At 68.0% G+C, this 25,259-nt stretch carries 24 protein-coding genes; 19 read left to right on the top strand and 5 right to left on the bottom strand.

The features are described 5' to 3' along the window. Positions 1–31 precede the first annotated feature (31 nt). Genes ACZ1JS_RS14210 through ACZ1JS_RS14220 form a run of 3 tightly spaced genes read left to right on the top strand, consistent with a single transcriptional unit; the run spans position 32 to position 1,403 of the window. Complete coding sequence (locus tag ACZ1JS_RS14210; RefSeq protein ID WP_465166622.1) at positions 32–373, top strand: DNA primase; 342 nt, start codon at positions 32–34, stop codon at positions 371–373. Then, positions 370–1,008: a hypothetical protein gene (locus tag ACZ1JS_RS14215; protein ID WP_465166623.1), complete on the top strand. Its 639-nt coding sequence runs from the start codon at positions 370–372 to the stop codon at positions 1,006–1,008. Before ACZ1JS_RS14210 ends, ACZ1JS_RS14215 begins: the two co-directional genes overlap by 4 nt. Beyond that, positions 1,005–1,403 (top strand): acyl-CoA thioesterase, encoded by a 399-nt coding sequence (locus ACZ1JS_RS14220; RefSeq protein ID WP_465166624.1) that lies wholly within the window; start codon positions 1,005–1,007, stop codon positions 1,401–1,403. Before ACZ1JS_RS14215 ends, ACZ1JS_RS14220 begins: the two co-directional genes overlap by 4 nt. A 146-nt stretch (positions 1,404–1,549) precedes the next feature. On the opposite strand, the gene ACZ1JS_RS14225 is transcribed toward ACZ1JS_RS14220, so the two are convergent. Next, positions 1,550–2,278 carry an SIMPL domain-containing protein gene (locus ACZ1JS_RS14225; RefSeq protein WP_465166625.1) on the bottom strand — a complete coding sequence of 243 codons (729 nt, stop codon included), beginning with the start codon at positions 2,276–2,278 and terminating at the stop codon, positions 1,550–1,552. Positions 2,279–2,466: 188 nt separating this feature from the next. Here ACZ1JS_RS14225 and ACZ1JS_RS14230 point away from each other — a divergent pair, with 188 nt between their 5' ends. From ACZ1JS_RS14230 to ACZ1JS_RS14265, 8 genes are all read left to right on the top strand, one after another. Continuing rightward, entirely contained in the window at positions 2,467–3,672 is a 1,206-nt protein-coding gene (locus ACZ1JS_RS14230; RefSeq protein ID WP_465166626.1) for an efflux RND transporter periplasmic adaptor subunit, read from the top strand. Between the two features lie 4 nt (positions 3,673–3,676). Next, positions 3,677–6,874: an efflux RND transporter permease subunit gene (locus ACZ1JS_RS14235; protein WP_465166627.1), complete on the top strand. Its 3,198-nt coding sequence runs from the start codon at positions 3,677–3,679 to the stop codon at positions 6,872–6,874. Positions 6,875–6,958: 84 nt separating this feature from the next. Next, positions 6,959–8,224: a DUF445 domain-containing protein gene (locus tag ACZ1JS_RS14240; RefSeq protein WP_465166628.1), complete on the top strand. Its 1,266-nt coding sequence runs from the start codon at positions 6,959–6,961 to the stop codon at positions 8,222–8,224. A gap of 625 nt (positions 8,225–8,849) precedes the next feature. Further along, the gene (pdeM, locus tag ACZ1JS_RS14245; protein WP_465166629.1) at positions 8,850–9,512 is read left to right on the top strand and encodes a ligase-associated DNA damage response endonuclease PdeM; all 663 of its coding nucleotides are present in this window, start codon (positions 8,850–8,852) and stop codon (positions 9,510–9,512) included. Positions 9,513–9,584: 72 nt separating this feature from the next. Continuing rightward, positions 9,585–10,712, top strand: a complete 1,128-nt coding sequence (gene metX / locus ACZ1JS_RS14250) for a homoserine O-acetyltransferase MetX (RefSeq protein WP_465166630.1) — start codon at positions 9,585–9,587, stop codon at positions 10,710–10,712. Beyond that, positions 10,709–11,296: a methionine biosynthesis protein MetW gene (gene metW / locus ACZ1JS_RS14255; protein WP_465166631.1), complete on the top strand. Its 588-nt coding sequence runs from the start codon at positions 10,709–10,711 to the stop codon at positions 11,294–11,296. The genes metX and metW overlap by 4 nt, the downstream gene beginning before the upstream one ends. A 41-nt stretch (positions 11,297–11,337) precedes the next feature. After that, positions 11,338–12,030 carry a hypothetical protein gene (locus ACZ1JS_RS14260; RefSeq protein WP_465166632.1) on the top strand — a complete coding sequence of 231 codons (693 nt, stop codon included), beginning with the start codon at positions 11,338–11,340 and terminating at the stop codon, positions 12,028–12,030. A 39-nt stretch (positions 12,031–12,069) separates the two neighbouring features. Further along, entirely contained in the window at positions 12,070–12,867 is a 798-nt protein-coding gene (locus ACZ1JS_RS14265) for a DUF72 domain-containing protein (protein ID WP_465166633.1), read from the top strand. On the opposite strand, the gene ACZ1JS_RS14270 is transcribed toward ACZ1JS_RS14265, so the two are convergent. Continuing rightward, a complete protein-coding gene (locus ACZ1JS_RS14270) occupies positions 12,868–13,842 on the bottom strand; it encodes an NAD(P)H-dependent glycerol-3-phosphate dehydrogenase (RefSeq protein WP_465166634.1) in 975 nt (324 codons plus the stop codon). Further along, entirely contained in the window at positions 13,839–14,879 is a 1,041-nt protein-coding gene (gene tsaD, locus ACZ1JS_RS14275; RefSeq protein WP_465166635.1) for a tRNA (adenosine(37)-N6)-threonylcarbamoyltransferase complex transferase subunit TsaD, read from the bottom strand. Before tsaD ends, ACZ1JS_RS14270 begins: the two co-directional genes overlap by 4 nt. A gap of 302 nt (positions 14,880–15,181) precedes the next feature. Here tsaD and hemC point away from each other — a divergent pair, with 302 nt between their 5' ends. The 6 genes from hemC to ACZ1JS_RS14305 are packed head-to-tail and all read left to right on the top strand — an operon-like array spanning position 15,182 to position 20,529. Then, positions 15,182–16,096 (top strand): hydroxymethylbilane synthase, encoded by a 915-nt coding sequence (gene hemC, locus ACZ1JS_RS14280; protein WP_465166636.1) that lies wholly within the window; start codon positions 15,182–15,184, stop codon positions 16,094–16,096. Further along, the gene (locus ACZ1JS_RS14285) at positions 16,093–16,764 is read left to right on the top strand and encodes a uroporphyrinogen-III synthase (RefSeq protein WP_465166637.1); all 672 of its coding nucleotides are present in this window, start codon (positions 16,093–16,095) and stop codon (positions 16,762–16,764) included. The genes hemC and ACZ1JS_RS14285 overlap by 4 nt, the downstream gene beginning before the upstream one ends. 30 nt (positions 16,765–16,794) lie before the next feature. Next, positions 16,795–17,712, top strand: coding sequence for a hypothetical protein (locus ACZ1JS_RS14290; RefSeq protein WP_465166638.1), 918 nt, complete (start codon positions 16,795–16,797; stop codon positions 17,710–17,712). A gap of 11 nt (positions 17,713–17,723) precedes the next feature. After that, the gene (locus ACZ1JS_RS14295; protein WP_465166639.1) at positions 17,724–18,908 is read left to right on the top strand and encodes an acyl-CoA dehydrogenase; all 1,185 of its coding nucleotides are present in this window, start codon (positions 17,724–17,726) and stop codon (positions 18,906–18,908) included. Beyond that, positions 18,908–19,420 (top strand): GNAT family N-acetyltransferase, encoded by a 513-nt coding sequence (locus ACZ1JS_RS14300; protein WP_465166640.1) that lies wholly within the window; start codon positions 18,908–18,910, stop codon positions 19,418–19,420. The genes ACZ1JS_RS14295 and ACZ1JS_RS14300 overlap by 1 nt, the downstream gene beginning before the upstream one ends. Continuing rightward, positions 19,417–20,529, top strand: a complete 1,113-nt coding sequence (locus tag ACZ1JS_RS14305; protein WP_465166641.1) for a CaiB/BaiF CoA transferase family protein — start codon at positions 19,417–19,419, stop codon at positions 20,527–20,529. Before ACZ1JS_RS14300 ends, ACZ1JS_RS14305 begins: the two co-directional genes overlap by 4 nt. 231 nt (positions 20,530–20,760) lie before the next feature. Here the strand turns inward: ACZ1JS_RS14305 and ACZ1JS_RS14310 are convergent, their stop codons facing one another. Continuing rightward, positions 20,761–22,587, bottom strand: coding sequence for an AsmA family protein (locus tag ACZ1JS_RS14310; RefSeq protein WP_465166642.1), 1,827 nt, complete (start codon positions 22,585–22,587; stop codon positions 20,761–20,763). A 262-nt stretch (positions 22,588–22,849) separates the two neighbouring features. Between ACZ1JS_RS14310 and ACZ1JS_RS14315 the strand changes: the two genes are divergently transcribed. After that, positions 22,850–23,479, top strand: a complete 630-nt coding sequence (locus ACZ1JS_RS14315) for a hypothetical protein (protein WP_465166643.1) — start codon at positions 22,850–22,852, stop codon at positions 23,477–23,479. A gap of 190 nt (positions 23,480–23,669) precedes the next feature. On the opposite strand, the gene ACZ1JS_RS14320 is transcribed toward ACZ1JS_RS14315, so the two are convergent. Beyond that, positions 23,670–23,837 (bottom strand): DUF1674 domain-containing protein, encoded by a 168-nt coding sequence (locus tag ACZ1JS_RS14320; protein WP_465166644.1) that lies wholly within the window; start codon positions 23,835–23,837, stop codon positions 23,670–23,672. A gap of 60 nt (positions 23,838–23,897) precedes the next feature. Here ACZ1JS_RS14320 and ACZ1JS_RS14325 point away from each other — a divergent pair, with 60 nt between their 5' ends. Beyond that, on the top strand, positions 23,898–25,190 hold the full coding sequence (locus ACZ1JS_RS14325; RefSeq protein WP_465168706.1) for an RsmB/NOP family class I SAM-dependent RNA methyltransferase: 1,293 nt from the start codon (positions 23,898–23,900) through the stop codon (positions 25,188–25,190). Positions 25,191–25,259 lie beyond the last annotated feature (69 nt).

A 25,259-nucleotide genomic window follows, 5' to 3' on the forward strand; every position in this document is an offset into this window, starting at 1 on the left:
TTTCCCTGTCCTAACCAGCAGGAGTCATTCGATGGGCGGTCATCAGGTAAATGGTCAGGGATCGGGCGACGACGGCTATGACGAGGACGGCTATGACGAAAGCCAGCGCGCCGAAATCCTCGAAGCGACCCGCGACGGACCCAGCGACGGCACGATCCTGACCGACCTCGAACCCGATCTCGGCATGTCCGACGACGAGGATGAGGACGAACTCGACATGGTCGACGACGAACTTGCCGAAGAGGATGAGGATGTGACGATCACCGGTCAGGGCGACCAGACCGAGGACGAGTTGCAGGAAGATTTCGACGACGACAATCTTGCCGAAGACGGCGATCTCAACGACGCCGATCGCGACGCGATCGAACCGTGAGGACGCTTGCCGTCGCGGGGCTGGCGCTGCTGCTGAGCGGCTGCGGCGGTGGCGATGAAGGCAACGGGGCGGCGGCGGACAACGCCGCCGCGGCCGAACCGACGCCGATCGCGGGTCAGCCGACGCCGGTGACGCCGTCGACGCCCCTGCCCGCCGGCGATGGCATTCCGGGAGTCTCTGCACCGCTGCCCGCCAACGAGGTTCGCCCGGCCGACGCCGGCGCGCCGGTCGCGACCGAGGCCGGACCGCAGGAGGCCGTGGCGGTGCTGACCGACTATTTTGCCGCGATCGCCGCCCGGCGTTACGACGATGCCTATCGCCTGTGGAACGGCCGGGGCGAAGCATCGGGCATGTCGGCCAAGGCGTTCGCCGACTCCTTCGCGAAATATGCCGAGTATCGTGCGACGATCGGCACGCCCGGCCGGATCGATGCCGGTGCGGGACAGCGCTATATCGAGATACCGGTGCGGGTTACCGGACGCCTGCGCGACGGGACGCCGGTGTCGCTGGCCGGGCCGGTCACGCTGCACCGTTCCGGCGATATCGATGGCGCGACCGCCGAACAACGTTCATGGCGGATCCAGACCAGCGGCCTGAAGCCGCGCCCCGCAACGGACCCCGCCACGCAGCAATGACCTCGCCCCGCTATACCCGGACGATCACCGCCGGTCCCGACGACATCGACGAACTGGGCCATGTCAACAACGCGGTCTGGGTCCGTTGGATTCAGGACGTGGCGGTCGAGCATTGGCATGCGCTGGCCACGCCCGAACAGCATGCCGCCTATGTCTGGGTCATCACCCGCCACGAGATCGACTATCGGGGCAATGTGGTGGCCGGAGAGACGGTGACGGCGGAGACGTGGGTCGACGATGCGCCCAAGGGTGCCCGGTTCGACCGGCTGATGCGCTTCACCGGGGCCGATGGCCGGGTGAAGGTCGAGGCGCGGACGACATGGGCGTTGCTCGACCGGGCGAGCGGCCGGTTGCTGCGCGTACCGGCCGAGGTGGTGGAGCGGTTTACGCGCTGATCTGAATCGCCCGGGTGTCCCCGTTCGTCCTGAGTAGCCGCTGAGCTTGTCGAAGCGGCGTATCGAAGGACCGCTGACCAAGTGCTTCGATACGGGTCTTCGACTGCGCTCAGCCCCTACTCAGCACGAACGGTGGGTGACCATGCTCACCGCAACAGGAACCGCACCGAGACATTGACCGTCAGATCCTGCTCCCCCGCCGCGACGGGAGTCGAATCGGCCATCTTCGCCGCGCGCGCCATTTGCAGCATCGGCATCGGCGGCTGCGGCAACTGCCCGCCATCTTCCGAGATCAGCAGGATGCGATCGACGCGCAGCCCGGCGGCGCGCGCATAGAGGTCGGCGCGGGCGCGGGCGCGACGGATCGCGTCGGTGCGCGCTTCGTCGAGCGCGGCGTCGGCGGCATCGACCGACAGCGTCGGCCCGTCAATCTGGTTCGCCCCCTGTGCGACCAGCGCGTCGAGGATCGCGCCGCTTTTTGCCACGTCGCGGAAGCGGACCGAGACGCTGTTGCTCGCCTGATAGCCGGTGATCGCCGGCGGCTGATTCTCGGCATAGCGATATTGCGGCTGCAACTGGATCTGCGCGGTCTGGATATCGCGATCGGCGACGCCGGCCCGGCGCAGCGCGGCGACGACGCGGGTCATGCGCTGGGCATTGTCCGACAGTGCCGCGGCGGCGGTTGCCGCCTGGCTGACCACCCCCGAACGGATGGTGGCGATATCGGGTACGCGCGTCGCCTTTCCCGTCGCGCTGACGTCGAGCAGCGTTCCGTCGGTCAACATCGGGGCCGATGCCGGCACCGCCTGCTGTGCCGTCGCAGGCAGCGCGGTTCCGATGGCGGCGAGGATCAAGACGGAACGGAGCATCGACATTTCCCTTTCGAATACAATCACGACGAACGATCGGTCGTTACGCACCCGCCGTAAAACGTGACATGAACGCAATCGATGCAGCGCTTGCTGTTCTTATCGAAAAACGCGATGTCTATGCTTGAGGGTAGTGCTGTATTGATGTAATACAGCACGAAACGGGCTGGGGGCCCTCCAACAGGATGGGGTGGATGAATTACGAATCGACGTCGATCGCGGGTGACCGCCAGTTGCTGACCGGACCCGACGGCGCGCCGCGGTCGCGCCGCCGCGCCGTCATCGTCGGGATCGTGATCGTCCTGCTCGTCATGGTCGGCGCCGTCTGGGCATTTGGTCGCAAGGGATCGGAGGCGCCTGCTGCAAAGGGTGCGGCGCCTGCGGCGGCGGGCGCGCTGCCCAAGGTGACGGTGGTCGTCCCCGGCCGCGATACGGTGACCCGTGCGGTGACCGGCACCGGATCGCTCGCCGCGCGGCGCGAAATGCCGGTCGGGGTCGTCGGCGAAGGCGGTCTGGTCACGCGAGTGCTGGTCGAGCCGGGTAGCTGGGTAAGCGCTGGACAAATTCTCGCCACGGTCGATCGCTCGGTACAGGCGCAAACCGCCGAATCGCTGTCGGCGCAGGTCCGCGTCGCCCGCGCCGATGCGCAGATCGCGCAGACCGAACTCGACCGGTCGAACCAGCTGGTCGAGCGCGGCTTCGTGTCGAAGGCCGATATCGATCGCAAGACCGCGACCCGCGACGCCGCCAATGCCCGCGTCCGCGTGGCGCAGGCCCAGCTTGCCGAGACGCAGGCGCGCAACCGTCGCCTAGACATCCGCGCGCCCGCCGCCGGGCTGGTGCTGACCCGCGCGGTCGAGCCGGGACAGGTCGTCGGCAGCGGCAGCGGCGTGCTGTTCCGCATCGCGATGGGCGGGCAGATGGAAATGCGCGCGCAGCTTTCCGAAGCCGATCTGGCCAATGTCCGTGCCGGTTCGGTGGCGCAGGTCGTGCCGGTCGGCGACACCCGCGTATTCAAGGGGCAGGTGTGGCAGGTCGCGCCGGTCATCGATCCGCAGACGCGGCAGGGCATCGCCCGCATCGCGCTCAACTATGACCCTGCCCTGCGCCCCGGCGGCTTCGCCAGCGCCCGCATCGGTGCCGGGGCGTCGACCGCGCCGCTGCTGCCCGAATCGGCGGTGCTGAGCGACGACAAGGGCAGCTATGTTTATCTGGTCGATGCGCAGAACAAGGTCGTGCGCCGCGACGTCCGCGTGGCCGAGGTGTCGGACGAGGGAGCTCTCATCGCCTCCGGGCTGATGGGTGACGAACGTGTGGTGGCGAGCGCCGGCGCGTTCCTCAATGTCGGGCAGGAGGTGGTGCCGATCCGCGCCGCCGCCGCCGCCGCTCGCAAGGAATAGCGCCATGGGCTTTCGCAACATTTCGGCATGGGCGATCCGCAACCCGGTACCGCCGCTGGTGCTGTTCCTCGCGCTGACGATCGCCGGGATCGTCAGCTTCATGCGCATGGACGTGAACCAGGACCCGGACATCGAATTCCCGGTCGCGATCGTCGTCATCACCCAGCCCGGCGCCGCCCCCACCGAACTCGAAACGCAGGTGACGCAGCGCGTCGAGTCCGCCGTGCGCGCGTTGCAGGGTATCGACCAGATCGAATCGAGCGTGACCGAAGGCACCTCGACCACCGTCATCCAGCTCGACATCGGCACGCCGATCGACCGCGCCGTGAACGACGTGCGCGAGGCGGTGAACCAGATCCGCAGCCAGTTGCCCGACGGCATTCTGGAACCGCAAATCTATCGCGCCAACACGACCGATTCGGATATCGCGTCGTGGACCGCGATTGGCGACGACATGACGCCCGAACAGCTCAGCTGGTATGTCGACAATACCGTCGCCAAGGAATTGCTGTCGATCGACGGCATGGCGACCGTCGAGCGGGTCGGCGGCGTCGACCGCGAGATTCGGGTTACGCTCGATCCTGCGCGCCTGCAGGCGCAGGGCCTGACCGCGAGCCAGGTCAATCAGGCGCTGCGCCAGGTCAATCTGAACGCGGCGGGCGGGCAGGCGGAAATCGCCGGGTCGCAGCAATCGGTCCGCGTGCTGGGCAACGCCGCCACCGCCTATGCCCTGTCGCAGACGCAGGTGCCGGTCGGCGGTGGCCGCTCGGTCCGCCTCGCCGACATCGCCGAGGTGCGCGACGCCTATGCCGAGCCGAAGAGCCGCGCCGAATATAATGGCCGCCCGGTGCTGGCGTTCGATATCAAGCGTGCCAAGGGCGCGTCCGACGTCACCGTGTTCCACGAGGCGGAAAAGCGCATTGCCGAGTTGCAGAAGCGCAATCCGCAGGTCCGCTTCGCGCTGCTGTCCAATTCGGTGAAGTTCACCGAGATCCAGTATCATTCGGCGATGACCGCGATGGTCGAAGGCGCGCTGCTCGCGATCGTCGTCGTGTTCCTGTTCCTGCGCGACTGGCGGGCGACGATCATTTCGGCGCTGGCCATCCCGTTGTCGGCGATCCCCGCCTTCTGGTTCATGGACATGTTGGGCTTCACCCTGAACCAGATGACGCTGCTGGCGCTCAGCCTGGTCGCGGGCGTGCTGGTCGACGACGCGATCGTGGAGATCGAGAATATCGTCCGCCACATGCGCATGGGCAAATCCGCCTATCAGGCATCGATCGACGCGGCGGACGAAATCGGCATCGCGGTGCTGGCGACGACGATGGCGATCGTCGCGGTCTTCCTGCCGGTCGGGTTGATGCCGGGCATTTCGGGCCAGTTCTTCAAGAATTTCGGCCTGACCGTCGTCGCATCGGTGCTGATGAGCCTTGCCGTCGCGCGCCTCATCACGCCGATGATCGCCGCCTATTTCCTGAAGGCGCATGGGCATGCCAGCCATGGCGAGGGCTGGCTGATGGACCGCTATATGGGCGTGCTGCGCTGGACGCTGCGCCATCGCTGGTCGACGATCGTCGGTGCGGTCGTCGCGCTGGTGCTGACCGTGGTGATGTTCATGGTCCTGCCGCAGACCTTCCAACCGCCGCAGGATCGCGAGCGCGTGACCGCCAGCGTCGAGATGGTGCCCGGCACCACGCTCGAACAGACCGCGGTCGTCGTGAAGCGCGTCGAGAATCTGCTGCGCGCCCAGCCGCTGGTCAAATCGGTCTATTCGTCGAGCTATGCCGGCAATGGCCGCGTCACCGCCGAGCTGATCGACAAGCCGAGCTTTGGCGAACGGCTGCGCCACAGCCTCGGCCTGGTCGACGACGCGACCTATGCCGCGAAGCGCACGACCAAGAGCACCGAGTTCGAGCGTGGCCTTGCCCCGCAACTGGCGGCGATCCCCGATGCGCGGGTGTCGTTCCGGTCGCAATTCGGCTGGGGCGGGTCCAACCGCGACCTGTCGATCACGCTGGGCGGCGACGATCCGGTCAAGCTGAACGAGACCGCCAACCAGCTGGTCAAGCAGATGGAAAAGCTGCCGATGATCGTCGCCCCGCGCGTGTCGGGCGACCTGAAGCGGCCGGAGATCATCATCCGTCCGCGCAGCGACCTCGCTGCCAGCCTCGGCGTCACCACTGCCGCGCTGTCGGGCGCGATCCGCATCGCGACGCTGGGCGATATCGACCAGAACAGCGCGCGCTTCTCGCTGTCCGACCGGCAGATTCCGATCCGCGTCGCCCTGTCGCGCGATGCGCGGTCGCGGCTGTCGACGATCCAGAACCTGCCGGTCCCGACCGGCAATGGCGGATCGGTGCCGCTGTCGGTGGTCGCGGATATCGGCTTCGGCGCGGGCCCGACCAAGATCGACCGCATCAACCAGCAACGCCGTCTGGTCGTCGGTGCCGATCTGGCGCCGGGCGTGGTGTCGGGCGTCGCGCAAAAGGCGATCCACGACCTGCCGATCATGCAGAACCTGCCGCTTGGCGTCACCGAACTGACCGTCGGTCAGGCGAAGTGGCAGGGCGAGATGATCCAGAACTTCATCGTCGCGGTGATATCGGGCATCTTCCTCGTCTTCGGCGTGCTGGTGCTGCTCTACAAGCGGGTCATGCCGCCATTCGTGAACATGGGGTCGCTGCTGCTGGCGCCGCTCGGCGGGCTGCTGGCGCTGTGGGTCACCGGCAATCCGATCTCGATGCCGGTCTATATCGGGCTGCTGATGCTGCTCGGCATCGTCGCCAAGAACTCGATCCTGCTGATCGACTTCGCGCTGGAGGAGATGGAGAAGGGCGTCGACAAGGAGGTCGCGATCCTCGACGCCGGGCACAAGCGCGCCCAGCCGATCGTGATGACCACGGTCGCGATGGTCGCGGGCATGGTGCCGACCGCGCTGGCGCTGTCGGGGGACGCATCGTTTCGCGGGCCGATGGGCATCACCGTGATCGGCGGCCTCACCCTGTCGACGCTGCTGACGCTGCTGATCGTGCCGGGTGCGTTCAGCCTTGCCGTCGGGCTGGAGCGCTGGGTCGGTCCGCGCCTGTCGCGGCGGCTGCTCACCTATCGTCCGGGCGACGCCGACCGCCCGGCGATCGAGCATCAGCCGGGCGGGCAATTGCCGCCGGGTGACGGGCCGCGATCGCTGCCCGCCGCGGAGTGATCCATTTCCCGTCCGGTTCGTGACAAGCGAACCGGACGGGATCTGCCTATTGAACTTTCCCCGCAGCCGGCGATTGTTTCGCCGATGCCACGATCCCCGACCCTTCCCCATGGCAGCGATACGGTTCCCCTGCCCCTGCGGCGGATGCGACGGGTCGCGACCCTCATGCTGGTCGCGATGGCGGCGCTGTTCCTGCTGTCGCGACGGATGGAGGGGGTGCATCCGGCATGGGGCTTCGTCCAGGCCTTTGCCGAGGCGGCGATGGTCGGCGGGCTGGCCGACTGGTTCGCCGTCAGCGCGCTGTTCCGCCATCCGCTCGGCCTGCCGATCCCGCATACCGCGATCATTCCGCGCAACAAGGACCGGATCGGCGACACGCTCGCCGCCTTTCTACGCGACAATTTCCTGACCGCGCATGTCGTCGCGCGCCGCATGTTCCGCATGGACGCCGCCGCGATCGCCGGCAAATGGCTGGCCGAGCCGGCGACGCGCAGCGGGCGGCTGCGGCACGGTGCCTCGCGCCTCGCGGTGAACGTCCTCGAAGGGCTCGACCCCGATCAGTTCGGGACGATGGTGCGCGGCGCGCTCGCCAACCGGCTGCGCGCGATGCGGGTGTCCCCGGCGCTCGGCCGCACGCTCGAGGCGGCGATCGCCGAGGATCGGCACCTGCCGCTGATCGATGCGATCATCCGCTGGACGTCCAAGACACTCGACGCGAACGAGGAACTGGTCCGGGCGATGATCCAGAAGCGCGCGGGCGCGGTGCTGCGCTGGACCGGGCTGGATGCGACGCTGGCGACGTCGGTGCTGAACGGCCTGCACAAGATGCTGGCCGATGTCGCCGAAGACCCCGCCCACCCCTTGCGCGCCAAGGCGAACGAAGGCCTCGCGCTGCTCGCCCACGACCTGCAGCATTCGCCCGAGATGCAGGCGAAGGTCGAACGGCTGAAGAACGACCTGATCGAGAACCCCGCGCTTGCCGGCTGGTGGATGGGCGTGTGGGAGCGGATCCGGGGCGGCCTGCTCAATGCGGCGCGCAACCCCGACCGGGCGCTGGCCGGGCCGATCGGCGACGCGATGCGGCAATTGGGGCAGACGCTGCAGAACGATCCGGTGCTCAAGGCGAAGGTCAATCGCTTCGTCCGCCGCGCGGTGGTGGGCGCGGTCGCCGATTATGGCGACGGCATCGTCCGGCTGGTGTCGGACACGGTGCGCGGCTGGGATGCGCGGACGATCACCGGCCGGCTGGAAAATGCCGTCGGCCGCGATCTGCAGTTCATCCGCATCAACGGCACGCTGGTCGGCGGCACCGTGGGCCTTGCGATCCATGTCGTCGATATCTGGCTGTAGTGCGCGATCGTCGCGAGGGTCCGGCGAGGCGGTTCTTACCGATACGTACAGAAGAAGGGTTTTTCGTGCAGAGGCGCGGAGGCGCAGATAGGCTGCGCATGCCGCAACTGCGGCGCTTCATTCGAGCAACCCATAAGAAGAAAGGCTTCGCCGGGCAGCCCGTGATCGCCTGCAACACTACCCCTCTGCGCCTTTGCGCCTCTCCGCGAAACAACCTTACTTTGTATCCCGAACGTGCCGCATGAGGGCGAAACTGCGGCAGCGCTCGCCCGCCTGCACCGCCGATTGCGTCTACCCGTCCCGCTGTCGAAGAAGATTGTTTCGCGCAAAGGCGCAAAGGACGCAAAGGCGTCATCCAGCAGGCGATCGCAGCCTGCCTAGCGAAGCCGCTTCCTTTCGGCCCGCTCAGACGGAAAGCCGCAGTCGCGGCATACGCATCCTCTTCGCGTCCTTTGCGCCTTTGCGCAAATCAACCTACTTTTTCTCCCCAACGCTCCGCACAAGGGCCGAAACGGCGGCCGAAGCGCCCCAGCCGCCCGCACGCACCGCCGACGGCCGATCGAAACAGGCGGATCGTTACGCCCCCATGGCTTGAGCGCCGCATCGGCTGCGCTATAGGCACGCCATGGTTCGCCTTTCGTTCGCCGGTCACGCTTTCGACGCCCTTGCCGCCGGCGCTTTGTTCTGGCCGGCGCGGCGCGCGTTGCTGCTCGCCGACCTGCATTTCGAGAAGGCGAGCTGGTTCGCGCAGTTCGGGCAGATGCTGCCGCCCTATGACACGCTGGAGACGCTGGCGGGGATCGAGGCGGTGGTCGCGCGGACGCAGCCGGCGGAAATCTGGTGTCTGGGCGACAGTTTCCACGATATCGGCGGCTGCGACCGGCTGTCCGACGAAGCGCAGACGCGGCTGCGCGCGCTGACGGCGGCAAGCGACTGGACGTGGATCACCGGCAATCACGACCGGATCGTCGCCGACCATTGCGGCGGGCGGGTGATCGACGAAGCGGTGGTCGACGGTCTGGTGCTGCGCCACGAAGCCGATCCGCGCGAGACCCGACCCGAGCTGTCGGGCCATTTCCATCCCAAGCTGCGCGTGAAGCTGCGCGGGCGCGGCGTGTCGCGGCGCTGTTTCGTGGCGACCGCGACCAAGCTGATCCTGCCCGCCTTCGGATCGCTGACCGGCGGACTGGACGCACATCATCCCGAAATCGTCCGCGCGGTCGGCGGCGGGGCCGAGGCGCTGATTGCGCTCGAGGACCGGCTGCTACGCTTTCCATTGGCGGCGTAGCGACATCCGCCGTTCGGCTGAACCCGGCCGCGACGCTTGAACCCGCCGCCCCGCGCATCTACCGCAGCGCCCATGGATTCCCGTTTCGGTCCCGATCGCCGCGCGACCCTCGCCACCCCGTTGGCGCTGGATGGCGGCGCGACCCTGCCCGCGATCGACATCGCCTATGAAACCTATGGCACACTGTCGCCGGCGCGCGACAATGCGATCCTGATCTGCCATGCGCTGACCGGCGACCAGCATGTCGCCTCCACCCATCCGCGCACCGGCAAGCCGGGCTGGTGGTCGCGCATGGTGGGACCGGGCAAGCCGATCGACCTCAACAAGCATTTCGTCATCTGTTCGAACGTGCTGGGCAGTTGCATGGGTTCGTCCGGCCCCGCCAGCATCGACCCTGCCACCGGCAGTCCATGGGCGATGCGCTTTCCGGTGCTGACCATCCGCGACATGGTGCGCGCGCAGGGGATGCTGCTCGACCATCTCGGCATCGATCGGCTGCGTGCGGTGGTCGGCGGGTCGATGGGCGGGATGCAGGCGCTGTCATGGTCGGCGACCCTGCCCGACCGGGTGCAGGCGGTGGTGGTGATCGCCTCGACCGCGCGCCATTCGGCGCAGAATATCGCGTTCCACGAAGTCGGCCGGCAGGCGATCATGGCCGATCCCAACTGGCGCGGCGGCGACTATTATGCCGACGGATCGCCGCCCGCCGCCGGGCTGTCGGTGGCGCGGATGGCGGCGCACATCACCTATCTGTCCGAAGCGGGCCTGACCGCCAAATTCGGCCGCAAGCTGCAGGCGCGCGCCGATGGACAGGCCGGCGCCAAGACCTTCGGCTTCGACGCCGATTTCCAGGTCGAAAGCTATCTCCGGCATCAGGGGCTGGCCTTTACCGACCGGTTCGACGCCAACTCCTATCTCTACATCACCCGCGCGCTCGATTATTTCGATCTGGCGGAGGAACATGGCGGCGTGCTCGCCAACGCCTTCCGGCAGACGAAGGCGCGGTTCTGCATCGTCAGCTTCGATACCGACTGGCTCTATCCGACCGCGGAGTCGCGCAATATCGTCCACGCGCTGAACGCCGCCGGCGCGCCGGCCAGCTTCGTCGAACTGTCCTCGCCTTTCGGGCACGACGCGTTCCTGCTCGATTCGCCCGAACTCGACCGGATCATGCGCGGCTTTCTGGAGGCGACGATATGAGCCTGCGCCCCGACCTCGCGATCATCGCCGCCCATGTCGCGCGCGGCTCGCGCGTGCTCGATGTCGGGTGCGGCGACGGGCAGTTGATGGCGGCGCTGCGCGACACGCGTGACGTCGACGCACGCGGGCTGGAGATCGATCCGGGCAATGTCGCCGATGCGATGGCGCGCGGGCTGTCGGTGATGCAGGGCGATGCCGATCGCGACCTTGCCGATTATCCCGACGCCAGTTTCGACTATGCGATCCTCAGCCAGACGTTGCAGACCGCGATGCGGCCGCATGTCGTGCTCGACCATCTGCTGCGCATCGGCGCGCAGGCATTCGTGTCCTTCCCGAACTTCGCGCATTGGCGGGTGCGCGCGTCGCTGCTGTGGGGCGGACGGATGCCGGTGACCGCGCTGTTGCCGCTCGAATGGTACGAAACGCCGAACATCCACCACGTCACCATCGACGATTTCCGGGCGTTCGTCGCAAAGCGGGGGATCACCGTCGTCGATGCGTGGTTCCTGTCGGGGGGCAAGCGTACCACAGCGGCAGCGGCCAATTTCCGCGCCGAACATGCGGTGTTCCTGCTGCGACGTTGATCGCGCCGGGGAAGAAGGGGCGACGAAGGGGAGTGAATGTCATGCGTACCCGCCTGCTATTGGTCATCGCATGCAGTGTCGCCCTGCTCGGCGGGTGCGCCCGCAAGACGCCCGAGGTCGCGACCGTCACCCCGCCGCCGATCCTGGTCCCCCCGCCCGCCCCGAAGCCCAAGCCGCCACAGGGGGCTGCGCCGAACCTGACCATTCCGGCGGCGACGCCCGATGGCGGCTATGCCACGCTCAACCGGGGGCTGACGTCCGACGCGGCGCTGTGGCATTTGCGCGCCGCGCTCAATGTTGCCGCGCTCCAGTGCAATATCGGCGATCCGGCCGGGGTCGCGGCGTACAACCGGCTGCTCAAGGCCCATGCCGCGCGCTTCGCCGCCGCGTTCAAGGCACTGGAAACCGAATATAAGCGCGGCGGTGGCGACTGGCAGGACCGGTTCGACGACGCGATGACCCGCGTCTATAATTATTTCGCCCAGCCGCCGGTCCGCGAACCCTTTTGCGCGCGGGCGCTGCCGATGTTGACACAGGTGGCGGACATGCCCGCGGGCGAACTGGACGCCTTCGCCACTCCGGGGATCGCCGCGCTGGATGCGCCGTTCATCGATTTCTACCGCGCCTACGACGAATATCGCGCGGCCCTGTCAACTTGGACCGCCGCACAGCCGCCGGTGCTGACCGTCGATCCGAAAATACTGACGACTTCCAGCGACGTGACCGCCCACTGACCCTTGCCAGACCCACGCTGACGCGACACCTTCGTCACCATGTCCCAAGCACCCATTCGCATCGGTATCGGCGGCTGGACCTTCCCGCCATGGCGCGGCAGCTTCTACCCCGAAAAACTGCCGCAAAAGCGTGAGTTGGAGTTTGCGAGCCACGCACTGACCGCGATCGAGATCAACGCGACCTATCACGGTACGCAGAAACCGGCGAGCTTCGCCAACTGGGCCGCGACCGCGCCCGATGGCTTCGTCTTCGCGGTAAAGGCGTCGCGCTTCTGCACCAATCGCAAGGTGCTGGCCGAAGCCGGGGAATCGATCGCGAAATTCGTCGGCTCGGGCATTACCGAACTCGGTGACAAGCTGGGTCCGATCCTGTGGCAATTCATGGCGACGAAGAAGTTCGACGCCGACGACTTCGCCGCCTTCCTCGCTTTGCTCCCCGCAACCCATGCCGGCATCAAGCTGCGCCATGCGGTACAGGTCCGCCATGACAGCTTCCATGTCCCTGAATTCGTGAGCATGGCGCGCAAGGTCGGGGTCGCGATTGTCTATGCCGACGCCGCCGAATATCCGGCGATCGCCGATATCACTGGCGACTTCGTCTACGCCCGGCTGGAGAATGCGGTCGAGGAGATCGCCACCGGCTATGACAACGCCGCGCTCGATCGCTGGGCACAGGCGGCGCGGACCTGGGCGGCGGGTGGCGCGCCCGACGGATTGCCCTATGCCGACCCGACTCCACCGCTGAAAAAACCGAGGGAAACCTATATCTTCTTCATCAATGGGGCGAAGGTCAGGGCACCGGCGGGTGCACAGGCGTTGATCGAGCGCCTCCGATGATCACATGCCCTCACGGCGCAGCGGGCGGCTGAGCAGCGTATCGATCACCTGCCCGACCGGCGTGCCGGTCAGCAACGCGCCGACCGCCGCCGTCACGGGCATGTCGACACCGGCGCCGGCCGCCGCCTCGCACAGTACCGGCGCGGTAAAGGCGCCCTCCGCCACCGTCCGGCGATCCGCCATCAGTTCGGCGGCGGCGCGCCCCTGTCCCAGCCCGACGCCCAGCGAATAGTTGCGCGACGCGGTCGAGGAACAGGTCAGCACCAGATCGCCCAGTCCCGACAGCCCGGCCAGCGTCTCCGCCCGCGCCCCGCGCGCCAGGCCGAAGCGCGTCATTTCGGCGAAGCCGCGCGCGATCACCGACGCCCGCGCATTCTGGCCCAGCCCCGCCCCCTCGACCACGCCACAGGCGATGGCGAGCACGTTCTTGACCGCGCCGCCAATCTCCGCGCCGATCACGTCGTCGCTCGCATAGGGGCGGAATCCCGGCGCGGCGAGCCGCTCGGCCAGCCGGTCGCGCAAACCCGCATCGGCGCAGGCCAGGGTAACGGCGGTCGGCTTGCCCGCCGCGACCTCGTGCGCGAAGGTCGGGCCGGACAGCACCGCGACCGGCGCCTGGGGGTGCACCGCGCGCGCGACCTCGCCGACCAGCATCCGGCTGCCCGCCTCGATCCCCTTGGCGCACAGCACCAGCGCGCGGCCACCGACATCGATCGTCGACAGAACGGCACGGACATGCTGGGCGGGCGTCACCACCAGCAGCGCATCGGCGGCATCCAGTTCGGCGCTGTCGGTCGTCGCGCGGATCGCCGGCGACAATGCGACGCCCGGCAGGAATACGGGATTTTCGCGGGTCCGGTTGATCGCGTCGGCGACGTCGCCTTCCCGGACCCACAGCGTCACGTCGCCGCCGCGGGCAGCGACCTGTGCCAGCGCCGTGCCCCATGCGCCGCCGCCGATGACCCCGATCCTCATGCCTTCACTCCTGCCCCGCGCACCTTTTCCGCCGACGGATCGAGCGGCCAGCGCGGGCGCGCCGCCACGTCGAGCGGGTCGCTATGCCCCGCCATGAACCGCTCCGCACCGGCCCAGGCGATCATCGCCGCATTGTCGGTACACAGCCACAGCGGCGGCGCGACGAAGCGGAGGCCGTTCGTCCCTGCCAAGTCTTCCAAAGCTGTGCGCACCGCACGGTTGGCGGCGACTCCGCCCGCCACGACCAGCGCAGTGACCGGCCCGGCCAGCTTGAGCGCCAGCCGCGTCCGGTCGAGCAGACAGTCGACCACCGCCTGCTGGAACGATGCGGCAATATCCGCGACCGAATGTGCGCCCGCCTCATGTGCGCGCAGCACCGCGCTTTTGAGGCCGGCAAAGGAGAAATGCGGATCGGGCGTACCGATCAGCGGCCGGGGCAGCGGCACCGCGCGCGCATCGCCCGCCAGCGCCGCCGCCTCGACGCGCGGACCGCCGGGATAGCCGAGCCCCAGCACCTTCGCGGTCTTGTCAAACGCCTCGCCCGCCGCATCGTCGATCGTCGTGCCGAGCCGGCGATAGCGGCCGACGCCATCGACTCGCAGCAATTGGCAATGACCGCCGGACACCAGCAGCAGGAGATAGGGATAGGCGAGGTCGGGATCGGTCAGCCGGGGGGACAGCGCATGCCCCTCCAGATGGTTGACCGCGACCAACGGCTTGTCTGCCGCCAGCGCCAGCGCCTTGGCGGTGACCAGCCCGACCATCACCCCGCCGATCAGCCCCGGCCCCGCCGTCGCCGCGATCGCATCGACCTGCGCCAACGCAAGTCCGGCATCGGCCAGCGCCCCCTCGACCAGCGACGGCAGAATCTCGACATGCGCGCGCGCGGCGATTTCGGGGACGACCCCGCCATAGGGGGCATGCGCCGCCTCCTGTCCCGCCAGGCGGTGCGACAGGATCGTGCGGTCGCCACGCACGAGCGCGACGGCGGTTTCGTCGCAGCTGGATTCGATACCGAGGATGAGGGGGTTGGCCATTCGCCCGGCTGTAGCGCGGATGGGGGGCCAGAAGAAAGATTGGTTCACGCGAAGGCGCGGAGACGTGGAGAAGAAGCAGAGAGGGTTTTGATCGCGCAGAGGCGCAAAGGGCGCAGAGGGGTTGGGATCGGGGCGAATGGCGCGCGATCGGAAGACCCTTGTTTGAAAGCCGCTGCCGCGGCGACAGGCTCACACCCCCTCTGCGCCTCAGCGCCTCCGCGCGAACACAATCTTCTTTGCGCCTTCGCGCCTTCGCGTGAACCAACCTTCTTGCCCCGAACGAACCCGATAGATAGCGAGCGATGATGACGTTCAAACTGGGCACGCGCGGATCGCCGCTGGCATTGGTGCAGGCGCATGCCACGCGCGACGCGCTGGCGGTGGCGCATCGGATCGATCCGGCGACGATCGAGATCGTGACGATCAAGACCACCGGCGACCGGGTGCAGGACCGCGCACTGGCCGAGATCGGGGGCAAGGCGCTGTGGACCAAGGAGCTCGACCGCGCCTTGTGCGCGCACGAGATCGACGCGGCGGTCCATTCGATGAAGGATGTCGAGACGATCCGCCCGACCGAGATCCGCATCGCCGCGATGCTGCCGCGCGCCGATGTCCGCGACCGGCTGGTCGGGGTCGCGTCGCTGGCCGAACTGCGCGCGGGCGGCGTCGTCGGCACGAGCAGCCCGCGTCGCGCCGCGCAGGTGCTGCACCACCGGCCCGATGCGAAGATCGTGCTGTTCCGCGGCAATGTCGACACGCGCCTCGCCAAGCTGGCGGCGGGCGAGGTCGATGCGACGCTGCTCGCGGCCGCCGGGCTGACCCGGCTGGGGCGTCCCGATGTCGGGACGGCGGTCGCGATCGACGACATGCTGCCCGCCCCGTCGCAGGGCGCGGTCGGGATCGAGGTGCGGGCGGAGGATGAGCGCACCCTCGCCTTCGTCCGCGCGATCGACGATGCCCCGACGCATCAGGCGGTGCGGGCGGAACGCGGCTTTCTCGCGGCGCTGGGGGCGGATTGCCACTCGCCGGTCGCCGCGCTGGCGACGATCGCGGGCGACGTGCTGACGCTGACCGGACAGTTGCTGGCGCAGGACGGCAGCGCGCAGGTGCGCGGCAGCGTCAGCGGGGCGATCGACGATATCGACCTGCCGCGCGCCCTTGCCGAAACGCTGCTGGCGGGTGCGCCCGAGCATGTCGCGAGGCTGTTCGCGCAATGACCCTGCCGATCGCGGTGTTGCGTCCGGAACCGGGCAATGCCGCGACCGCCGCCGCGATCGAGGCACACGGCCGGCAGGCTATCCGCCTGCCGCTGTTCCGGATCGTGGCCCTGCCATGGGACGGTCCCGACCCGGAAGCCCATGACGCATTGATCCTGACCAGCGCCAATGCCGTACGCCATGCCGGACCGGCGCTGTCGCGCTATGCTACGCTGCCGGTGCATGCGGTCGGTGCGGCGACGGCGGCAGCGGCGCGGGCGGCGGGGCTGCAGGTGGTCGCGACGGGCAGTGGCGATGGGCGGGCGCTGCTCGATGCGGCGCAGGCAGGCGGCGTGCGGGCGGCGTTGCTGCTGACCGCGCGCGAGCGGGCGGTGGCGTCGCATCCGGCGGTGACGGCGATCGCGGCGGTCTATGCCAGCGAAGCCATTGAGCGGGTCGATCCTGCGCCGCTCGCCGGATCGATCGCATTGGTCCATTCGGCGCGGGCTGCGGCAAGGCTGGCCGAAATCGTCCCCGATCGCAGCCCTGTCGCGGTCGTCGCGATTTCCAGCGCCGCTGCGGCGATGCTGGGCGGCGACTGGCGGGCGGTGACGGTGGCGGCACGGCCCGACGATGCCGCGGTCATCGCCGCCGCCATGACCCTTGCCGACACGCTCGCACGCGATTGACCCGGCGGACGGGCGCGGAGATAAGGCGGCATGACCAGCGAAGACGCGTCCTTTGCGACGACCGGCGGCCCGTACCGGCCGCGACGAAGCCGTGGATGGCTGTTTATCGCCATCCTCGCCTTCCTGATCGGCATCGGCGCGACGCTGGCGGTGCTGCGCTATGTCGCCCCCCGGCTCGGCTGGAGCGGGACGACGCAGGGCACGACGCCGGTCGCGCAACCGACGCCCGCCGCGACGCCGCAACCGGTCGCGGCCACCGCGCTGCCGATCTTGTCGGCGCGGGAAGCGGCACTGGCGGCGCGGATCAGCGAACTCGAAACGCGGATCGTCGGGCTCGACACCAGCGCGCGCAATGCGGCGGGCTATGCGACGCGGGCCGAGGACATGATGGTGATCGTCGCGACCCGCCGGGCGCTCGATCGCGGCCGTCCGCTCGACTATCTCGAGGGGCAGTTGCGCGACCGCTTCGGCGCGAGCCGCCCCGACGCCGTCCGCACGCTGATCGCCGCCGCGCAGAACCCGGTGACGCTCGACGATCTGCGCAGCGCGCTCGACGCGGTGGCGACGCCGCTGGTCGCGGGCCGTTCGGGCGAAGGCTTCTGGGACGGGCTGCGCCGCGAATTCGGCCAGTTGGTCGTGCTGCGCCAGGGGCCGACGCCCAGCAGCCGTCCGATCGACCGGCTCGACCGCGCCCGGCGGCGGCTGGACACCGGGCAGGTCGAGCTGGCGATGGCCGAGATCGAACGCATGCCCGGCGCCGCCAGTGCGCGCCGCTGGACCACGGCCGCGGGACGATATGTCGAGGCGCGCAAGGCACTGATCGACCTCGAATCGGTCGCGCTGACCACCCCGCGCCCGGCGCCTGCCGCGCCGCCGGCACCGGTGCAGGCCGCGCCGGTGCAACCCGATTCTCCGGTCGCCGCCGATCCCGTCGACCCGACGCTGTAAGGAACGAGAACATGGCCGAGATGGGCCGTTTCGACTGGCAAGACCCGTTCGCGCTCGACGCGCAACTGACCGACGAAGAGCGCATGGTTCGCGACGTGGCGCATGGCTATGCTCGCGAGAAGCTGTTGCCGCGCGTCACCCGCGCGTTCCTTGACGAGGATTTCGCGCGTGAGATCATGTCGGAAATGGGCGAGCTGGGGCTGCTCGGCCCGACGATCGATCCCGAATATGGCGGGGCCGGCCTCGGCTATGTCGCCTATGGACTGGTCGCGCGCGAGGTCGAGGCGGTCGATTCGGGCTATCGCAGCGCGATGAGCGTGCAGTCGAGCCTCGTCATGCATCCGATCAATGCCTATGGTTCGGAGGAACAGCGCCGCAAATATCTGCCCAGGCTGGCCAGCGGCGAATGGGTCGGCTGTTTCGGGCTGACCGAACCCGATGCCGGGTCGGACCCCGCAGGGATGCGGACGCGGGCCGAGAAGATCGATGGCGGCTATCGCCTGTCGGGTGCGAAGATGTGGATCACCAATTCGCCGATCGCCGATGTGTTCGTCGTCTGGGCCAAATCCGACGCGCATGACGGCAAGATCCGCGGCTTCGTGCTGGAAAAGGGCATGAACGGGCTGTCGGCACCGAAGATCGAGGGCAAGCTGTCGCTGCGCGCGTCGATCACCGGCGAGATCGTGATGGACGGGGTCGAGGTCGGCGAGGACGCGCTGCTCCCGAATGTCGAGGGGCTGAAGGGGCCGTTCGGCTGCCTCAACCGCGCACGATACGGCATCGCATGGGGCACGATGGGGGCGGCGGAGTTCTGTATGCACGCCGCGCGGCAATATACGCTCGACCGCAAGCAGTTCGGGGTGCCGCTGGCGTCGAAGCAGCTGGTGCAGCTCAAGCTGGCCGACATGCAGACCGAGATCGCGCTGGGGCTGCAGGCGGCGTTGCGCGCGGGGCGGATGTTCGACGAGGGGACGCTGGCGCCCGAGGCGATCTCGATCATCAAGCGCAACAATTGCGGCAAGGCGCTGGCCATCGCCCGCACCGCGCGCGACATGCATGGCGGCAACGGTATCGCCGCCGAATTCCATGTGATGCGCCATGCGATCAACCTCGAAACGGTCAACACCTATGAGGGCACGCACGACGTACATGGGCTGATCCAGGGCCGGGCGATCACCGGGATCGCCGCCTTCTGATGGATCGCCAGCCGGACTTGCGGGGGGAGTTGGTGCACGTCGCGCCGACGGTGCCGGCGGATTACGCCGCGCTGTATGCGGTCGCGGCGGACCCGGCGATCTGGGACCAGCATCCCGCGCATGACCGCTGGCAGCCGGACGTGTTCCGTGCGTTCTTCGACGAAGGGCTGGCCGGAGGCGGGATGCTGACCATCCGCGATGCGGGCGACGGCAGCGTGACCGGGTCGAGCCGCTATGGCCCCTATGACCGCGAAGCCGACGAGATCGAGATCGGCTGGACCTTCTTCGCGCGCGATCGGTGGCGGCGGGGCTATAACCGCGAGACCAAACGGCTGATGATCGACCATATCGCCCCGGCCGTGGCGGCGATCACCTTCCATATCGGCGAGGACAATCGCCGGTCGCGGACCGCTGTCGAGGCGTTGGGTGCGACGTTGCGTCCCGGCACGGTCGCCATGCCGCGTGGCGGGCGGATGGTACCGCACGTCGTCTACGAACTGCGCCGCGCGTGAAGCCGCTGGCCGGGGTCCGCGTGGTCGAGCTGGCGCGGATCCTCGCCGGGCCATGGTGCGGGCAGTTGCTCGCCGATCTGGGGGCGGAGGTGGTGAAGGTCGAGCGGCCGGGTGCCGGCGACGACACCCGCCATTGGGGGCCGCCCTTCGTCACCGCGCCCGATGGCAGCGACCGCGACGCCGCCTATTTCCACGCCGCCAATCGCGGCAAGCGGTCGGTGGCGGTCGATATCTCGACGCCGGAGGGGCAGGCGGAGGTTCGCGCGCTGGTCGCCGAAGCCGATATCGTCATCGAGAATTACAAGGTCGGCGGCCTGACCAGATACGGTCTCGACCACGTTGCGCTGTCGGCGGTGCGGCCGGGGCTGATCACCTGTTCGATCACCGGCTTCGGACAGGACGGCCCCTATGCCCACCGCGCCGGTTACGACTTCATCATCCAGGCGATGGGCGGGGCCATGTCGCTGACCGGCGAGCCGGACGGACCGCCGCAAAAGGCGGGCGTCGCCTATGCCGATATCTTCACCGGGACCTATGCCGCGGTCGCGATTCTCGCCGCGCTGCGCCGTCGCGACCTGACCAGCGAAGGAGCGCATATCGACATGGCGCTGCTCGACACGCAGGTCGCGGTGCTCGGCAACCAGGCGCTCAACTGGATGGCGAGCGGCGTCGTGCCGACGCGGATGGGCAATGGCCATGCGAACCTTGCCCCCTATCAGGCGTTCGAAACCGCCGATGGCGCGCTGATCATCGCGGTCGGCAACGACCGGCAATTCGCGCGGCTGTGCGACGTACTGGGGCTGGAATTGCACCTCGACCCGCGTTTCGCGACCAATCCGGCACGGGTGGTGCACCGTCGCGACCTGATCCCGGCGGTGCAGGCGGCGGTGGCGAGGTGGCGCAAGGCCGATCTGTACGAGGCGCTGGAGGCCGCCGGCATCCCCGCCGGGCCGATCAACGCCGTCGACGACGTGTTCGCCGACCCGCAGGTGGCGGCGCGGGGCATGGCGATCCGGCCCGACGGCCTGCCCGGCCTTGCCAGCCCGATCGTCATCGATGGCGAGCGGATGGTCGCCGAGCGCGGCGCGCCGGCGCGGCCGGACGCCTGATTCCGGCGCCAAAGTTCACAAAGTTCACACTCGCACGCATTTTGTTGCGTGGCGTTCGCAACAGCGCGCGTCGGGCCAGCGCCCGATCCAGCTAACCGGAAACGTCGTCGCAACGAAGGGAGCTTTGCGCGGCTCTTGCCTCGTGCGATCATCGGGATATCCGGCGGCTGGAGGGACGAACGGGACCGGCATGTCGCCGATCCTGCCGCCGGGCGGACAAGTAGGAAAGCGCTAACCCAGCACCCGCCGCACCAGCGCACCGCAATCGGCATTGCCCGCGCGCGGCGTATCGTCGCCGCCGATCGCACGGCCGAGCATGCGCAGGATGCCGCCCGCACTCTTCACGCCCGGCGGGATACGGATGTCGGGGTCCTGGATGCGGCCGCCGATGCGGACCGGTTGATCGAGGTGCAGCAGCGTGCGCTGTTTCGGCGTGCCGGTCAGCGCGATCGACAGGCGTTCGTCGGACAGGCGCACCACCCCCTGCCCCCGCGTCTGTGCGCGCGAGGTGTCGATCAGCAGCGGATCGATCCGGCCGATACCGTTGGTGACGTTCAGCCGCAGCCCGAGGCAGCGCAGCCGGGCGCGCGCATCCTCGTCGGTGGTCAGCCCGCGCGCGACATCGGCGCCGAGCAGCGAGGCCATCTTCGCCGGCAACGTGCCGCCCGCCGCCGCAAAGCCGATTATGCCGTCCGACCGGCCGATCGCGTCGCGGATCGTGTCGCCGCTACCGACCAGCTTCAGCCGTGCGCGGAGCGGCGCATCGACCGGGGCGCCGCCGGCGAAGGTCGAGATACGCGAATCGACCAATTTCAGGTCGAAGGTCGCGCGGGGCGTCGTCCGCTCGCGCTGGTCGACCACCACCTGCCCGGTAATCCGACCCTGTGCCAAACGCACCGTCAACGGGGCGACGGTCAGGCGGCTGCGATCGATCGCAAGCACGGTATCGAGGCTGCGCAAACCCGCCATGTCGAGCAGACGGTCGACGCGGATCGCCAGCCGCCCGTCGACGCCGCCCATCTTCTCCAGATTGATGCGGGTGCCCGGCACGACGCGCGGGCCGATGCGGCGTTCGATCGCGATGGCACGGGCGCGGCCTTCGTCGGTGGCGAGGTCGTCGAACGACAGGTCGGCGAAATGCAGGCTGCCGTCGATGTTCGTCCGGTCGCCCTCCTTGCCGACCGTCGCCTTTGCGGACGTCAGGCTCGACCGGCCGATCGTGCCCGACAGCCGTTCGATCACCCAGGTCGGATCGTCGTGGCGGACGCGCGCGGTCAGCCTGACCGGCTGGGTACCGAACAGCCCGGCCTCTATCAGCGCGTCGAGCGTCTTCAGGTCGTTGGCGCGCGCGGTCAGGTCGACGGTCATGCGGTTGGTGCCGAGCGGCGAGGCCATCACCCCCTTGGCATCGACGGTGATCGTCGGCCCATCGACCCGCGCCCGGAACGGCCAGGGTCCGTCACCACGGATGGTCGGGCCGGTCAGCGCGACCTGCACCGGCCGTTCGTCGATCGCGCCATTGCCACCGGCGCGGAAGCCGTTGGCGTCGGAGGCGACGGTGACGGCGAAGCGGCGGTTCTGCACCGCGTCGCGATAGTCGATCACGAGGTCGCGGATCGACAGGCTGGTGATCGCCGCCGCCGAGCTTTTGTCGCCGCGCTTGTCAGGCTGCCAGTTCTTGCGCCCGTCGCGGGTGCGGACCATCGCGACGCGTCCGCCGTCGATGGCGAGTGCCTGCAGATCGAACTTGCCGCGCAGCAACGGCAAGACCTTAAAGCGGAAATCCACCCGTTTCAGCCGGACCAGATCGCCGTTTCCAGCCCAATGCGGCTGGGCGATGGTCAGGTCGCGAACGATCAGAGTCGGCGAAAAGGACAGTGGCTCGACCCGTTCGATCGTACCGATCGACACGTCCGACCCGAAACGCTGTGCGAGACGCGCGCTCACCCGGTCGCGGAGGACGCCCCACGGAAAGGCGGCGAGAATCAGCAGGATGAGGAGTGCGAGGCCGAGGATGCCGCCAAGGATGAACCGCCACGGGCGCGCGAGCCTGACCATCTTGCGATAAGTCGGAACGGGGGCGTTCGTTCCATGGGCGCAATGGAATCGCTAACGTTGCGTGTAGCCAGGTTCATGGCGGTGGCGATGCTGCCTTCCCAATTGGGATGGTGTTTTGGGAAGCGTCGGAACTAAGCGCAAGAGATTTGCCGATAGTAAAGAGTCTGGCGAACAGCTTCTGGATTTCGCATAATCACGTTTGGTTAACCACGTTACACTATTTTGCTGACCAGCAGGGACAACAGCAAAGCGGGGCAAGGGCATGACGATATCAGTTCGTGGCTTTTCCAAGGTCACCATCTTGCACCCATCGAAGGTATCGACTGCCGGTGCCGCATTCGCGAACGCCCTGTCCGCAGCGAAATCGACAAATAGGATGCCCTCGGGAGATCGGGATGAGACTTCTGCAACGGCAGCAGCTTTATCGGATAAGTCATTGACGGCTAGTGCGGTAGTCGATGAGGCTTCTTGGAACCGCCTCATGCAAATCCCCGAAAACGAACGAAGGTTCGCCGTCAAGAAGCAGGCTGATGCGATCAGTGCATCTCAGGGGCTTCCATCTGGTAAGTACGACTATGAACACATGACAGTGGGACAGTTATCCGTCGTGAGGGCCAACATGGTTCAGAACCTCGGCTATACGTCGGAAGAGCTATCGGCGACATGGAGCATCGGACTCCAAAAGGCCGATGGAGGAACATCATTTGGAAGTGCTATCGATTGGACGACACCTAGAAACATAGTTAGGGAACTGACCCGTGATCGTGATCGGCTTGTCAGCACCAACGACTTTGTGAATGCCAAAATCTATAACGCCTCGATCCTGGCAATGAAGAATACGTCTGCTTCAACAGCTAGTAATGAGTGGCTGTTTAGAACCGCCTCCAACTGAGCAATTTTCCCGGAAGCCTACCAAAGCGCGCTCCACCAATCTCGAAAGAAACACTACCGAGATACCGGCCGCACAGAATGCGATTAAGCCGCCTTCTTTTGCCGTGTTTCCTAAAACCTGTTCCCGATCGCCTTTCCCAAAACGTCCGGTCCGACATGCGGAAACGGGAATACCGATACCCTCACCCCCCTCAAAAATCGACAGCGATCCCCTTGTGCGTCCAGTCGCCATAGCGCGTCGGGCTCAGCCCCAAGGGATCGTCGACATCCGATTTGGGTGGCATCGGTTCGGGCGTCGGCACCGGCGGCGACTTGGAGAGGTGCGCGGGTGGCTTCACATGCGGGGGTCGGTTGCCCATAGGAGACTCCATCACGGTTCGTCAGGATGCACTTGGCGGACCAGCGACAGGATTCAAGTGATCGATCGACCAACTTCGCCGGAACGCCGCCGCGCGGCCCGGCCCCGCCTTGCCCCCGAACCGCCCGGCGTGCCCGCGCGGCGGGCTGCGCTCAGGCTGCTCGACGCCGTTATCCGGCGGGGATTGCCGCTGGAGGCGGCGCTGGCCAGCGCGACGCAGGAACTCGACCGGCGCGAGGATCGTGGCCTCGCCCATGCGATCGCGGCGGCGGTGCTGCGGCGGCTGCCCGATCTCGACGCGCTGATCGACAGCGCGACGCAGCGGCAATTGCCCGACGATGCCAAGGCGCGGTTCGTGCTGCGTATCGCGCTGGGGCAGGCATTGGTGCTGAACACCCCGCCGCATGCGGCGATCGCGACGGTGCTGCCGCTGGTCGATGGCGGGCCGCGCAAGCTGGTGCATGGCGTGTTCGGGACGCTGATGCGCAACAACGCACGGCTGCCCGATGCGGCGACGCTGCCCGCCGATACCGATGCCCGCTGGTGCGCGGCATGGGGCGAGGACATGGTGATTGAGGCGGCACGCGCCATCGCGCAACAGCCGCCGGTCGACCTGTCGCTGAAGGGCGAGGCCGGGCCGGAGGGCAAGGCGCTCGCGGCGCATCACCGGCGGCTCACCGATGCGGTGTCGATCCCCGACCTGCCCGGCTATGCCGAGGGCGAATGGTGGGTGCAGGATCTGGCGGCGTCGATCCCGGCGCGGCTGCTGGGCAAGGGGCCGGGCAGCGCGATCGATCTGTGCGCGGCACCGGGCGGCAAGACGCTGCAACTCGCCGCCGCCGGGTGGGACGTGACCGCGCTCGACAATTCGGAGAGCCGGCTGGGGCGGTTGCGCGAGAATCTGGAGCGGACCGGGCTGACGGCGTCGGTGGTGACCGGCGATGCTTTGGTATGGAAGCCGGGGGCGCCGGCCGATGCGGTGCTGCTCGACGCGCCGTGCAGCGCGACCGGCATCTTCCGCCGCCATCCCGACGTGCTGCACCGGGTGCGGCCGAGCGTGATCGCCGAGACGGCGGCGCTTCAGGCAAGGTTGCTGGCGCGCGCCGCCGACTGGGTGAAGCCGGGCGGGCGGCTGGTCTATGCCACCTGTTCGCTCGAACCCGCTGAGGGCGAGGCGCAGCTTACCCGGTTTCTGGGCAGCCGCAGCGATTACGCGATCGAGCCGGCGACGGCGGACGAACTGCCCGTTGGCGTCGAGCCGCACCGCGAAGGCTATGTGCGGACGCTGCCGGGGATGCTGGCCGACAAGGGCGGGATGGACGGGTTCTTCATCGTGCGGTTGCGGCGTTCCTAGGGAGGATTGGTTCACGCGAAGGCGCGGGTAGAAAAAGGGGTTGATCGCGCGAAGGCGCAAAGGACGCGA

Source organism: Sphingomonas sp. BL-S-05 (assembly GCF_055521695.1).